Origin of the sequence: Saccharomonospora sp. (assembly GCF_027317685.1) — a bacterium.
Taxonomy (GTDB): Bacteria; Actinomycetota; Actinomycetes; order Mycobacteriales; family Pseudonocardiaceae; genus Saccharomonospora.
Map to the genome: position 1 here is coordinate 1 of NZ_DAHVQP010000068.1, position 13,598 is coordinate 13,598.

14 protein-coding genes are annotated in these 13,598 nt (G+C 66.9%); 1 reads left to right on the forward strand and 13 read right to left on the reverse strand.

The features are described from left to right. Positions 1-111 precede the first annotated feature (111 nt). From nuoF to menD, 11 genes are all read right to left on the reverse strand, one after another. Positions 112-1,464 carry an NADH-quinone oxidoreductase subunit NuoF gene (gene nuoF / locus M7H19_RS08095; protein ID WP_298179058.1) on the reverse strand — a complete coding sequence of 451 codons (1,353 nt, stop codon included), beginning with the start codon at positions 1,462-1,464 and terminating at the stop codon, positions 112-114. Positions 1,465-1,534: 70 nt separating this feature from the next. Then, positions 1,535-2,299, reverse strand: coding sequence for an NADH-quinone oxidoreductase subunit NuoE (gene nuoE, locus M7H19_RS08100; RefSeq protein WP_298179061.1), 765 nt, complete (start codon positions 2,297-2,299; stop codon positions 1,535-1,537). Continuing rightward, the gene (locus tag M7H19_RS08105) at positions 2,296-3,687 is read right to left on the reverse strand and encodes an NADH-quinone oxidoreductase subunit D (protein ID WP_298179064.1); all 1,392 of its coding nucleotides are present in this window, start codon (positions 3,685-3,687) and stop codon (positions 2,296-2,298) included. The genes nuoE and M7H19_RS08105 overlap by 4 nt, the downstream gene beginning before the upstream one ends. Beyond that, entirely contained in the window at positions 3,684-4,445 is a 762-nt protein-coding gene (locus M7H19_RS08110; protein WP_298179067.1) for an NADH-quinone oxidoreductase subunit C, read from the reverse strand. Before M7H19_RS08110 ends, M7H19_RS08105 begins: the two co-directional genes overlap by 4 nt. A gap of 6 nt (positions 4,446-4,451) precedes the next feature. Further along, entirely contained in the window at positions 4,452-5,000 is a 549-nt protein-coding gene (locus M7H19_RS08115) for an NADH-quinone oxidoreductase subunit B (protein WP_298179070.1), read from the reverse strand. A 6-nt stretch (positions 5,001-5,006) separates the two neighbouring features. Further along, positions 5,007-5,426 (reverse strand): NADH-quinone oxidoreductase subunit A, encoded by a 420-nt coding sequence (locus M7H19_RS08120; RefSeq protein ID WP_298179072.1) that lies wholly within the window; start codon positions 5,424-5,426, stop codon positions 5,007-5,009. 420 nt (positions 5,427-5,846) lie between these two features. Next, positions 5,847-7,121: a geranylgeranyl reductase family protein gene (locus M7H19_RS08125; RefSeq protein ID WP_298179074.1), complete on the reverse strand. Its 1,275-nt coding sequence runs from the start codon at positions 7,119-7,121 to the stop codon at positions 5,847-5,849. 9 nt (positions 7,122-7,130) lie between these two features. Then, positions 7,131-7,829, reverse strand: coding sequence for a demethylmenaquinone methyltransferase (locus tag M7H19_RS08130; RefSeq protein WP_298179077.1), 699 nt, complete (start codon positions 7,827-7,829; stop codon positions 7,131-7,133). A gap of 99 nt (positions 7,830-7,928) precedes the next feature. Beyond that, a complete protein-coding gene (locus M7H19_RS08135; RefSeq protein ID WP_298179080.1) occupies positions 7,929-8,417 on the reverse strand; it encodes a DUF3592 domain-containing protein in 489 nt (162 codons plus the stop codon). Between the two features lie 22 nt (positions 8,418-8,439). Beyond that, a complete protein-coding gene (locus M7H19_RS08140; protein ID WP_298179082.1) occupies positions 8,440-9,951 on the reverse strand; it encodes a M1 family metallopeptidase in 1,512 nt (503 codons plus the stop codon). A 57-nt stretch (positions 9,952-10,008) separates the two neighbouring features. Then, the gene (gene menD, locus M7H19_RS08145; RefSeq protein ID WP_298179085.1) at positions 10,009-11,688 is read right to left on the reverse strand and encodes a 2-succinyl-5-enolpyruvyl-6-hydroxy-3-cyclohexene-1-carboxylic-acid synthase; all 1,680 of its coding nucleotides are present in this window, start codon (positions 11,686-11,688) and stop codon (positions 10,009-10,011) included. 102 nt (positions 11,689-11,790) lie between these two features. Here menD and M7H19_RS08150 point away from each other — a divergent pair, with 102 nt between their 5' ends. After that, complete coding sequence (locus M7H19_RS08150) at positions 11,791-12,714, forward strand: 1,4-dihydroxy-2-naphthoyl-CoA synthase (RefSeq protein WP_298179087.1); 924 nt, start codon at positions 11,791-11,793, stop codon at positions 12,712-12,714. A gap of 384 nt (positions 12,715-13,098) precedes the next feature. Here the strand turns inward: M7H19_RS08150 and M7H19_RS08155 are convergent, their stop codons facing one another. Further along, complete coding sequence (locus M7H19_RS08155) at positions 13,099-13,305, reverse strand: hypothetical protein (RefSeq protein ID WP_298179090.1); 207 nt, start codon at positions 13,303-13,305, stop codon at positions 13,099-13,101. Beyond that, complete coding sequence (locus tag M7H19_RS08160; protein WP_298179092.1) at positions 13,298-13,510, reverse strand: hypothetical protein; 213 nt, start codon at positions 13,508-13,510, stop codon at positions 13,298-13,300. Before M7H19_RS08160 ends, M7H19_RS08155 begins: the two co-directional genes overlap by 8 nt. Between the last annotated feature and the right edge of the window lie 88 nt (positions 13,511-13,598).

Sequence of the window (13,598 nt, forward strand, 5' to 3'; positions counted from 1 at the left end):
CGGCCGTGCGGATCAGCAGCTCACCCTTCGGCGCGACGACCTCCTGGCCGTCGATGGTGAGCTTGACGTGCCCCTCCGGCACGTCCACCTCGGGGGATTCCGGTGCCACCGTCATGCCTGTGCTCCAACCGGTTGCGCGACCTGCGAATCGGCAGCGGCCCCGCCGAGCGCGGCCTGCTCGGCCTGCGACTGCTGCGTGGCGGTGGGCCGGTTCGACTCGCACAGCGCGAGGAACTCGTCACGGAAGTACTTGATGCCGCTCTGGATGGGGCTCACCGCGGCGTCGCCGAGCGCGCAGAACGAACGGCCGCCGATGTTGTCGCACACGTCCAGCAGCGTGTCGATGTCCTGCTCGGTGCCCTTCCCCTCGACCATGCGCTCGAGGATCTGGGCCAACCAGAACGTGCCCTCCCGGCACGGCGTGCACTTGCCGCACGACTCGTGCTCGTAGAACTGCGTCCACTTCATCACCGCCCACGGCACCGACACGGTCTCGTTGAACACCTGCACCGCCGTGGTGCCAAGCATCGACCCAGCCTCGGCCGCGCCCTCGAAGTCCAACGGCACGTCGATGTGCTCGGCGGTGAACAGCGGCGTCGACGAACCACCGGGTGTCCAGAACTTCAGCGGGATGCCGTCCTTCATGCCGCCCGCCATCTCCAGCAGCTCGCGCAACGTGGTACCCAGCGGCGCCTCGTACTGGCCCGGCTTCTCCACGTGCCCGGAGATCGAGTAGATCTTCGGGCCGGGCGACTTCTCGGTGCCCATCTTCCGGAACCAGTCGGCGCCACCGTTGACGATGTAGGGAACGCTGGCGATGGTCTCGACGTTGTTCACCGTGGTAGGCGCGGCGTACAGACCGGCCGAGGCCGGGAACGGCGGCTTCAACCGGGGCTGTCCCCGGCGGCCCTCCAGTGAGTCGAGCAGCGCCGTCTCCTCACCGCAGATGTAGGCGCCCGCGCCCGCGTGGACCGTGATGTCGAGGTCGAACCCGGACCCCAGGATGTTCTTGCCCAAGTACCCGGCGTCGTACGCCTCCCGCACGGCCGCGTGCAACCTGCGGATGGGGTGCAACGCCTCGCCACGCACGTAGATGAAGCACCGGTGCGCCCGCACGGCGTAGGAGGCGATGATGCAGCCCTCGATGAGCGAGTGCGGGTCGGCCATCATCAGCGGGATGTCCTTGCAGGTCCCCGGCTCACCCTCGTCGGCGTTGATCACCAGGTAGTGCGGTTTGTCCTCATTCGGTGGCATGAACGACCACTTCACGCCCGCCGGGAAGCCCGCACCGCCGCGACCACGCAGCCCCGAATCCTTGACGAGCTGCACAAGCTGCTCCGGCGTGCCAGCCAACGCCTTGCGCAACGCCGTGTAGCCCTCCAACTTCTCGTACGTCGCCAGACGCCACGACTGCGGAGACAACCACCGCTTCGTCAGAACCGGAGTCAAGGGATCCGCACTCATTTCGCCTCCACAGTGCCTTGCGGAATATCCGCACCTTGTCGGCTACATGAACGCAGGAAACGAGCGTCGCTCATTTCGCCTCCACCTCCGGCAGGGGAGTGTTGTCCGGCATCGCCGGCGCCGTCCAACCACGATCCGCGGCCAGCTGCGCGCCGCGCAGTGTCTCCACGGCCTGCGACGGCGAGTCCACATCGGATCGGAACACGTCGTCGTCGGGGAAGAAACCGGCCAACTGGCGTTCCACCGACTTAAAATCGGTCAGCGGAGCACCGCGCGTCGGCTGTGGCTTCTCTCCGCGCCGCAACGCGTCCACCAGCTCGATCGCCTTCTCCGGCGTCTGGTTGTCGAAGTACTCGTAGTTCACCTGCAGGACCGGGCCGAAGTCACAAGCCGCCAGGCACTCGGCGTGCTCCAACGTGATCGAACCCGGCTGCCCCGGCTCACCGACCGTCTCCTCGTGGCCGAGTGGCTTGCCGTCCTCACCCAAGTGCTCGGACAGTCGCTTGTAGATCTCGTCGCCACCGAGCACCGCGCACAGCGTGTTGGTGCACACGCTCACCAGGTGCTGCCCGCACGGCTTGCGCTTGTACATCGTGTAGAAGGTGGCAACCGCGCTGACCTCGGCCTCAGTGAGGTCGAGCTGCCGGGCACAGAAGGCGATGCCCTCCTGACTCACGTAGCCCTGAACCGACTGCACCAGGTGCAGCATCGGCAACAGCGCCGAACGCGACTGGGGGTAATGCTCCGCGAGCAGGCGGGCCTGCTCCTCGATGTCGGGACCGAACGGGTCCGCGGACTCCGGCGTTTCCGAGGGCTGCTGCGACGGTGTGGTCATCGGTCCACTCCCCCCATCACAGGGTCGATCGAGGCGATGGCCGCGATGACGTCGGCGACGAGGCCGCCCTCCGCCATAGCGGGCATCGATTGCAGATTCACGAAGCTCGGCTCCCTGACATGGACCCGCAGCGGCCTGGTGCCGCCGTCGGACACCATGTGGAAGCCCAGCTCACCACGTGGCGACTCCACCGCCGAGTACACCTGGCCCGGCGGTACCCGAAAGCCCTCGGTGACCAGCTTGAAGTGGTGGATGAGCGACTCCATCGACTGGCCCATGATCTTGCGGACGTGTTCGAGGGAGTTGCCCATGCCGTCACTGGAGATCGACAACTGCGCGGGCCAGGCGACCTTGCGGTCCTCCACCATCACCGGCCCCGGCTCCAGCATCTTCAGCACCTGCCGGATGATGCGCAGCGACTGGTGCATCTCCTCGACACGCAGCAGGTACCGGGCCCAGCAGTCGGCGTCGGTGGACGTCGGGACCTCGAAATCGATCTCGTCGTAGCCGGAGTACGGCTCGACCTTGCGCAGATCCCACGCCACGCCGGCCGAACGCAACACCGGCCCGGTGACACCGAGGGCCAGGCAGGCGTCCAACGGCAGGAAGCCCACGCCCTTGAGCCGGTTGCGCCAGATCGGCTGTCCGGTGAAGAGCTTGTCGTAGAGTGGCAGCCGCTTGTCTATCACCTTGCAGAACTCGGTGACCTTCTCCACGAAGTCGTCCGGCATGTCCTGCGCAAGCCCACCAGGCCGGATGAACGCGTGGTTCATACGCAGGCCGGTGAGGTGTTCGAGCAGGTGCAGGACCTCTTCGCGCTCACGGAACCCGTACGTCATGGCGGTGGTGGAACCCAGCTCCATGCCACCTGTGGCGATGTAGACGAAGTGGGAACTCAGCCGGTTGAGTTCCATGAGCAGGATCCGCAGCAACTGCGCGCGCCGCGGGACCTCGATGCCGAGCAGCTTCTCCACCGCCAGGCAGTAGCCCATCTCGTTGAACAGCGGCGAGAGGTAGTCCATGCGTGTCACGAACGTGACGCCCTGCGTCCACGTCCGGTATTCGCAGTTCTTCTCGATACCGGTGTGCAGGTAGCCGATCACCGAGCGGAGCTGGGTGACCGTCTCACCCTCCATCTCCAGCACGAGTCGCAACACGCCGTGCGTGGACGGGTGCTGCGGACCCATGTTGATGATCATGCGCTCGGACTGGGTGGCGTCGGCCAACACATCGTCCCAGTCGCCACCGCCGACCGTGTAGACCCGGCCCTCGGTGGTGTCACGGTGCTCGGCGTAGCGGGCGTCGGGCGCGCCGTCGACGCTGTCGCTGCCCTCCGCCGTGGTGTCTGTACCGGTGCTCACGTCGGCGATGCGGTCGCTTGTGGTCATGAGTAGGACCTCCGCGTGTCGGGCGGTGGGATCTCCGCACCCTTGTACTCGACCGGAATGCCACCCAGCGGGTAGTCCTTGCGCTGGGGGTGCCCCTCCCAGTCGTCGGGCATGAGGATGCGGGTCAACGCGGGATGCCCGTCGTAGATGATCCCGAACATGTCATAGGCTTCTCGCTCCTGCCAGTCGGCCGTCGGATAGACGTCCACAACAGACGGAATGTGTGGATCGTCCACATCCACCGCGACTTCCAACCGGATTCGCCGCCGGTAGGTCATCGACGTCAGGTGGTACACCGAATGCAGTCGCTGGGGAACGTCGACGCCGTAGTCCACACCGGACACCGAGGAGCACAGCTCGAATCGCAGGCCCTCGTCGTCGCGCAATGTCCGACAGACGTCCACGAGGTACTCGCGGCGCACGTAGAAGGTGATCTCACCGCGGTCGATCGTGACCTGCTGGATGGCTTCGGCGGGGATCCCGTTGTCGGACAGCGCCGCGTAGAACTCGTCGGCGAAATCGTCGAACCAGCCGCCGTAGGGCCGTTCGGCGGGCGGCGGCGAGTACGCGGGCAGGCGGAGTCCGCCGTAACCGGAGGTGTCCCCGGTACCCGACACCCCGAACATGCCTCGGCGTTCCCGCCCGGCGACCACCGGTTCGGCGGGCTTGGCCGGCTCGGGACCCTGCGGGCGCAACCCCTTCTCACTGTGCTCGGTGCTCGACAGTTCGCCGCCGGTCTCCGGCTTCTCGTCAGGCATGACCCATCACTTCTTCGCGTACTTGATCGACGACGGGATGATTTCCGTCTGCTTCCCGCTCTGGGCACGCAGCGCCGCACGCCGCGGGCCCATGGGCTCGTCCTGAACCTTGGCGTGCAACTTGAGGATCGCGTCGAGCAGCATTTCCGGCCGAGGTGGACAGCCCGGCAAATACATGTCCACGGGGACGATGTGGTCGACCCCCTGCACGACGGCGTAGTTGTTGAACATCCCGCCCGAGGAGGCGCACACGCCCATGGCGAGCACCCACTTCGGCTCGGGCATCTGGTCGTAGATCTGGCGCAGGACCGGGGCCATCTTCTGCGTGACCCGGCCCGCGACGATCATGAGGTCGGCCTGCCTCGGCGTGGCAGCGAAACGCTCCATGCCGAACCGCGCGATGTCGTAGCGGGAGCCACCGGTGGTCATCATCTCGATGGCGCAGCAAGCCAGACCGAACGTGGCGGGCCACATCGAGTTCTTACGGGCCCAGTTGACCACACCCTCCAACGTGGTCAACAGGATTCCGTTCGGGAGTTTCTCTTCCAGACCCATGCTTCGTCAGTTCCAATCCAGCCCGCCGCGCCGCCACACATAGATGTCGGCGATGAAGAACGTCGCGATGAACACCGAGACGGCGGCGACTCCCCACAGCCCCAAGAAGTCCGCCGACACGGCGTAGGGGAAGAGGAACACCATCTCGATGTCGAAGAGGATGAACAGCATCGCCGTGACGTAGTAGGCGATGGGCATACGGCCGCCGCCCGTCAGGGGCTGTGGCGACGGTTCGATACCGCACTCATAAGCGGAGAACTTGGCCTTGTTGTACCGACTGGGCCCGAGCAGCGGCCCGAGCAAGACCGAGAAGAGCGCGAACGCGAGCGCTAGCCCGAACAGCAACACGAGTGGCAGGAAAACGCCGAGGCCGGAATCCGCGCTCTCCTGCGCCAGAACCTCTACCGCGGACACCGAGGAGTTCACTGCGGCACCATCCTTTCACGCGCCGCTGCGTAATGGACACGGTCACAACTGCTGGCAACGTTGCGAACAATTACCGTGGCGAGACCTTATGGGTCCTGCGCCACACTGCCGTGGGTAAGAACCGCCCTACTTCGTGTTCTCAACCACCTCTGTCACACCCGACGCAACCAACCCGGATTGTGAATAGCTTCACAAGCAACCTGAGGGGGTTGTGAAGCCATTCACAAAACATGGCTGCAGTGTAAGACGCAACTCACACCTTGTCGCTAGCCCCCCGCGCGAATCGGATCGGGGAACCCTGGATGATGACACAGCGCGTTGCGACACGCACCCTGTGAGACCTGCATAAAGCCGCCCCGATGGGGCGGCCATGCTAGGAGTACATCCGTACTGTGATGTTGCCCACTGGGGGCCGGAAAGTCAGCGCGGCGCCGGAGTGATCCTCGACAACGTCGACACGAGTCGGTCGACGACGTCGCCGCCCCTGTGCTCGTAGCAACCCGACAGGCCCTTGAACACCAGCGGTATCAGCGGCTTGACCCGCAGTCCGTACTTGGTGGCGACCCGCATCACCTTCGGATGCCCGATGGCCTTGGCGAACAGGTTGCCGAGGCGGTAGTAGCCACCCGTGAGATCGGCGATCGCCTGCGGATAACCGTGCAACGCACGTTCCCGGGACGACCCTTCCGGCCGCGCCAATGCCTGCACGACGTGTTCGGCGGCGACGCGGGCCGACTCCATCGCCGCCGCGATGCCCTCACCGTTGAACGGGCTCACCATGCCGCCCGCGTCACCGAGCAGCAGGAGTCCGTTCCGGTAGTGTGGTGTGCGGTTGAAGCCCATCGGAATACCGGCTCCGCCGATCCGGCCGACCGCGTTGTCCTCGTTATAGCCCCACTCCTCAGGAGTCGAACCGAGCCACGAACGCAGCAGCCCGCGATAGTCGATGTTGCGGAACGACTTCGACGTCGACAGCATCCCCAACCCCACGTTGACGGTGCCGTCGCCGAGCGGGAACGCCCAACCGTAACCGGGAAGCAGCTTCGGATCGGCGGGATCGCTGCGGTCCCACAACTCCAGGTGACCTTCGATGTAGGCCTCGTCGTGCCGGGGGCTGCGGTAGTAGCGGCGCACCGCCACCCCCATGGGACGAGTATCGTTCTTCTCGATGCCCACCGACAGCGCCAGCCGCGCCGAAACCCCGTCACAGGCCAGCACGAGAGGCGCGCGGTAGCTGACGGGCTTGCGTTCGGATCCCTGCTTCGCCTCCACCCCGACGACACGGCCGGTGCGCTCGTCGGTGATCGCACCGGTCACCGTGGTGCGCTCCAGCAGCCGCGCACCCGCCTCGACGGCCGTCTTGGCGAGCAGTTCGTCGAAGTCGCGGCGCGTGCGGGAGACCCCGTAGGGCGGGTAGGACGTCAACTCGGGCCAGTCGAGTTCGAGCATCAGCTCACCGGTGAAGATGCGCAGACCCCTGTTGTGCATCCAACCGGCCTCACGGCTGGTGTCGATGCCGAGGTCGATGAGCTGCTTCACCCCACGCGGCGTCAGCCCGTCACCACACACTTTCTCGCGGGGAAAGCTCGTCTTCTCCAGCAGGAGCACGTCAACGCCCGCGCGGGCGAGATAGGTAGCTGCGGTGGAGCCCGCCGGGCCCGCACCGACAACGATGACCTCGGCGTCGTAAGTCATGCGGCGAGTCTACGAGTCGCTCTTCGGCTTCCTCGCACGATGTATGGCCACCACGCCGAATGTGAGGTTCATCCACTCGACGCTCCGCCAGCCGGAGTCGGCGATGATCTCCGCGAGCCGCCGCTGATCCGGCCAGGTCAGCATCGATTCGAACAGGTACGAGTAGGCGTCGGGATTCGACGACACCTTACGGCCGAACCACGTCATCAGCCGCAGCACGAACCTGCGGTAGACGAACCTGATCGGCGCGAACGTCGGTGTCGAGACCTCGCACACGACGAGCCGGCCTCCCGGCTTGACGACCCGGAAGATCTCGGCGAGCGCCGCCTTGGTGTCGACGAAGTTGCGCAGACCGAACGAGATGGTGACCGCGTCGAAGGAGTCGTCGGCGAACGGCAACCGCAACGCGTCGGCGGCCACCATCGGCACACCGCGGTGGCGACCCCCGTGCAACATGCCGAACGAGAAGTCGGCGGCGACACACCAGGCCCCGCCCCGTGCGTACTCCTCGGTGGACACGGCCGTGCCCGCCGCGAGATCGAGCACCCGCTCTCCCGGACGGGCGTCCAGCACCCGGCCCGTGAGGACACGCCAACGCCGGTCAAAACCGAACGTCATCACGGAGTTCGCGCGGTCATAGCGTCGGGCGACGCCGTCGAACATCGCCGCGACGTCGGCTGGGTCCTTGTCCAGGCTCGCTCGGGCCATGACGGAAGTCTAAAGTGTGTTTCCCGAGCCCCACGTAGCGGCCGCGCTAGCCGGTAACACGGCACGTCGCGAAAACCGGGAAAATCCGTCGAAATCGCACTACACGGATGTTCCGGCGGCGGACGCCGACAACGCTCGCAACCGCCTGCGCAGAAACCACAGCAGCGGCACGGCCACCAGCCACGTGGTCAACAGCGTGCTCCCGACGGGCAGCAGCGTGAGCAACCACGTGCGGCCCGCGACCTTGGCCAGCTCGGGGTCTGTGGTGTCGTACTCGATGCGCACGAGCTCGCCGGGCGTGAGCCCCTCCGGGTAGAGCACGCCGTTCTCGGGACTGTGCGGGACGCCGTCGGGGGTCTCGTAACGAACCAGGGTGCGGTCGAATAGCACCTGCTCGACCTGCCCCGTGGCGGTGCCGTGGTTCTCTGCGATCACCTGGTCGTTGCGGAAGGCGCCCAGAACCAACACCACGCCGAGCAGTGTGATCAACGACGCCACCCCAAGCACCGCCCACGACCCGAGACGCAACGCGTGTTCGCGTCTCGCCCCGGGTGTGGCGGCGTGCTCGGAGGTGTCGCTGGTCTTCACACGGCGAGCATAGCGACCGTGTTCAGTGGTGGGCGGCGAGCAGCTCGTGTGTGAAGGCGATCTCGGCGTACGACTTCGGCTCGGCCACCGGCCCGCTCGACGTCGTCCGGGCCGCCTCGCCGCCCGGGGCAGCCTCGGGCTTGCCCTTCGTGAACAGCCACTCCTCGAACAGCTCGTCCAGCTGTGTGCCCGACAGCTCCTCGGCCAGCGCGACGAACTCGTCGATGGTGCCGTGGCTGTCCCGCTTTTCCTCCAGCCAGGTGCGCAGGAGCTCGAAGAACACCTCGTCACCCACGGTGGTACGCAGGGCGTGCACCGCGAGCGCGCCCCGGTCGTAGACGGCGGAGTGGAACTGGTCGTCCGCCCCCGGGTCGCCGGGGAGAACCTGCCAGAACTCGTGGTCCGCGGGAATGGAGTCGTAGAGGTACTGCGCGAGCTCGTCCGCGGTGCCCTCACCGATGTGCTCCGACCACAGGTACTCGGCGTAGGTGGCGAAGCCCTCGTTGAGCCAGATGTCGCTCCACCGCTCCAGCGACACGGAATCACCGAACCACTGGTGGGCGTTCTCGTGCACCACCACGGACATGTTGGTTCCTTGGCTGAAGAAGCGCGCGTCGTAGACCGACCTGGTCTGGTTCTCCAGCGCAAAACCCAGTCCGTTGGTCACGACGCCGCCCTGCGCCTCGAACGGGTAGGGGCCGAACACCTCCTCCAGGAACTCGACCACCTCGGGTGTGCGTTCCACGCTGGCCTCAGCCGCGGGCCGGATCGAGCCCAGCCCGGTGTCGTAGGCGTTGACGACCGGCATGCCGTTCGGCGCGGTGCTCGCCCGCACGTCGTAGTCACCGACGGCGAGGAACGTCAGGTAGGTCGCCTGCGGCTGAGTGCTGCGCCAGTTCCAGCGGGTCCAGCCCTCGCGCACCTTGCTGCGGCTTGAGAGCACACCGTTCGACAGCGCCACGATGTCGTCGGGTACCTCCACCGACACGTCGTAGGTCGCTTTGTCGGTGGGATGGTCGTTGGACGGGAACCACCACTCGGCGATGTGCGGCTCGTCGACGGCCAACGCGCCCGTGTCAGTGAGTTTCCACGCGGTCCGGCCGTCCACAGTGACCTGTGACGGGGTGTCGGCGTATCGCACGACAACGGTCATGGGACTGCCCTCGGCCAACGGAACGGCAGGGGTGACCACGACCTCGGTGGGGTCGGAGGCGTCGCGCTCCACCTGTGCGGGCCGGTTGTTTACCCGCACCGAGTCGATGTCCAGGGCGAAGTCGAGGTTGAAGCTCGACAGCTCCGTTTCCGCTGTGGCCAGAATCGTGGTGGTGCCCGACAACCCGTCGACGTCGGGTTGGTAGGACAGCCGGATGTCGTAGTGCGTGACGTCGTAGCCACCGTTACCGTCACCGGGGTAGTACGGGTCCCCGACTCCGGGAGTTCCGGGCGCGGGCGCGGCACTCGCGGTGGAAGCGAGCAGGACCGTGGTCAGGCCGGCCGCGACACCACCGAAGCAGGCTCGTATTCGGATACGCATGTCACGAACAGTAGTTCAACCGACACTGTTCAAATACGATCGAAAGATGGGCTCCCTCTATCGGGTGTCGACCGCCTTCGCCACGGCTCCACGCAACCGCGCGTGCAGGTCCCGGTGCCGCGATCGGTCGACGCGCACCTCCACGACCCGAAGACCGGGCGCGGGCCGCAACGCCTCCCGCAGCGCCACCCGGGAAGACGCCAACGTGTACGGCACGCCGTAGCCCGCGCACAACGCCGACAAATCCGCCCCGTGCGGGGTACCGAAGACGCGTTCGAACCGCGCGCTGTGTTGCTCCTCCCCCTGTTCCAGCAGCGAGAAGATGCCGCCGCCGTCGTCGTTGAGCACCACGATCGTCAAGTCGGGTCTGCTCTCGGCGGGGCCCGTGAGCAGGCCGTTCACGTCGTGCAGGAACGTCAGGTCACCCACGAGTGCGTACGCCGGCCCCGGATGCACCAGGGCCGCGCCCACGGCGGTGGAGATCGTGCCGTCGATCCCGGCGACCCCGCGGTTGCGGTGCACCAACACATCGGGACGATGGCCGCCGACGAGCGCGACATCACGCGTGGGATTCGACGAGCCGACCACCAACAGTGATTCCGGAGGCAGGTTCTCCACCAGCTCGTTCGCCACGCTCAACCCGGTGGGCCACGACTGCGTGGCGAGCGTCTCCCGCACCGCCGCGACGGCCGCCGCGTCCGCCTCCCGCCACCGCGTCAGCCACTCCGGATCGGCCGGTTTCGCCGGTTCGTCGAACCACTGACCCACCTGCCGGACATTGTGTGCGGGGGCGGGCCAGTCGGAGTCGGGACGCACCACCAGCACCTCGACGTCCGGGTCGGACAACAAGCGTTGCACCTGGCGGAACACGGTGGGCCTGCCGATGCACAGCACCTGTTCCGGCTTGTGCTCGGCCAGGAACTCCTCCACCCCCAACAGCCACACGCCGCCCGCGATCGCCGTCGTCCCACCCAGTCCGAGACCACCCGTCTCCGACACCACGGGCCAGCCGTGCAACTCCGCCCACTCGCTCGCGGCCCGCACCCCCGCGTCGCACGCCACCACCAGACCGTGACGGGCCGAGGGCACCACGAACGACGGCAGCGCACCGAAGTCCGGCAACTCCGTCCACCGTGCACCCTGCGGCCTGCCGTCGAGCGGTTCGGGCCAGTCGTCGGGATCGTCCTCCCCGTCGGGTACGAGCGGCTCCCGGAACGGGATGTTGAGGTGCACGGGCCCACACCGCCACTCCCCGTAGGCGGCGTTCCAGGCCCGACAGATCTGGCTGCGCCAGTACGCGTTCTGCCCCGCCCTGCGTTCAGCCACGGCCAGTTCGTCGAAGTAACGGACGGCGGGCCCGTAGAGCCCGCGTTGGTCGATCACCTGGTTCGCGCCGGAGGCCCGCAGCTCGGGCGGCCGGTCGGCCGTCAGCACGATCAGCGGCACCCCCGCTCTGTCCGCCTCCAACACGGCGGGGTGGAAATTCGCCGCCGCAGTGCCCGAGGTACAGACCAAGGCCACCGGACGGCCCGTGCGGGCGGCGATACCGAGAGCGAGGAACGCGGCACTGCGCTCGTCGATACGCACGTGCAACGTGAGCCTGCCGGCCACGGCCGCGTCGTGGAGCGCAAACGACAGTGGCGCGTTGCGGGAGCCGGGGCTCAACACCACGTGGGAGACGGTGTTGCGCACGAGCTCGTCCACGAGGACACGGGCCTGCGCCATCGAAGGATTCACCAGCGATCCTCCTCGGTCGCGGCGCTTCCCCGCGACGGCTGTCGACGGCAGCGCCACGCCGGGGTGTCGAACGGGACAAGCACACGGCTTATTCTCCCAGGCGTGCCACATGCCCAGGTTTCGGAGCTGTTCGACCCCGCAGAGTGGGACGAGGTCACAGGCTTCGACTTCACCGACATCACCTACCACCGTTCGAAGAAGACCCGGTCCGGCAAGCGCGTCGTCCGCGTCGCGTTCAACCGGCCGGAGGTGCGCAACGCGTTCCGCCCGCACACCGTGGACGAGCTGTATCGCGCGCTCGACCACGCCCGGATGAGCTCCGACGTGGGATGCGTCCTGCTCACGGGCAACGGTCCTTCTCCCAAGGACGGCGGTTGGGCGTTCTGTTCCGGTGGTGACCAGCGTATTCGCGGGCGCTCCGGCTATCAGTACGCCAGCGGCGAGACGTCGGACACCATCGACCCGGCCCGCGCGGGACGGCTGCACATCCTCGAAGTGCAACGCCTGATCAGGTTCATGCCGAAGGTCGTCATCGCGGTAGTCCCGGGATGGGCCGCGGGCGGCGGACATTCCCTGCACGTGGTGTGCGATCTCACGTTGGCCTCGGCCGAACACGCCCGGTTCAAACAGACCGACGCCGATGTGGGTTCCTTCGACGGCGGCTACGGCTCCGCCTATCTGGCCCGGCAGGTCGGGCAGAAGTTCGCGCGGGAGATCTTCTTCCTGGGCCGTCCCTACACGGCCGAGGAAGCGCACGCGATGGGCGCGGTGAACAAGGCCGTGCCGCACGAACGGTTGGAGGCGGAGGCGCTGGAGTGGGCGTGGGAGGTGCTCGGTAAATCCCCCACGGCGCAGCGCATGCTCAAGTACGCGTTCAACCTGATCGACGACGGGCTCGTCGGGCAGCAGGTGTTCGCCGGGGAGACCACGCGCCTGGCCTACATGCAGGACGAGGCACTCGAAGGCAGGGACGCCTTCCTGCAGAAGCGAGACCCGGACTGGTCGGCCTTCCCGTACTACTACTGAACTGGCACGGAAGCACGACCTGACCTGCACCGGAGCCTCTAGCCGCTGTCTGCCATGATCCCGGCCGCGGCTTGCCGGATGCGGTCTTCGGCCGTTGGCCACAGATGGGTGTATGTGGTCAGCGTGGTCGTGCTCGACGCATGCCCGAGTGCGCGACACGGTCACCACGTCGCAACCCGCGGCGATCAGCCGGAAGCGTAAAAGTGCCTCAGATCATGCAACCGCACGCCGGTCACCGCGGCCCGCTTGCGTGTACGCCGCCACTGGTAAGTCACCGTGTTCTGGTGGTATGGCTTCCCCGGCGACCGTTGAAATAGCCACCGCTCACCATCGGGTAAGAAGCTCGGGCGACAAGGGGCAGGAGCCGCCCGAGCAGCCAGAGGGCTATAGCCGTCGGAGGCCGGCAAGTATTTCTTCGTACAGGCTCAACCGCGGCGTGATGGGCTGATACAGCGACGCCCGAGCCCCTGCGGTAACGGTGTCGAGATCGATGGTGGGCCAGACGGGCGGGGTGAGGTCGATGCGCCAGAGCGGCCGCGTCGGCCAGTCGTCCACCACAGGGCCGAGCACAGCGGTCGGGGCATCACTCAACACCTGCCACCACCACAGAATCGAGCTCGTCAGCGCGGGCGATCATGTCCTCGGCGAGCGTGCGCAACGCTTGGCCGACCTCACGGAGACCGTCCGCGGGAAGTTCGCCACCGTCTTGGGCGGCCATGAGCGCGAGCACGGCTTCACCGAGGCTCGCGTTTACCTGTCCGAGCCGTGCCAACAGTTCACGGTCGCGGGCGATCATCGTTCGCCGTCCTCGCCGCTCGACGGCATCGCGCTCGTACTCTCCTGATCACCCTCAGCTGCGGTTCTGGTCGGCGTCGGTTCCTGCC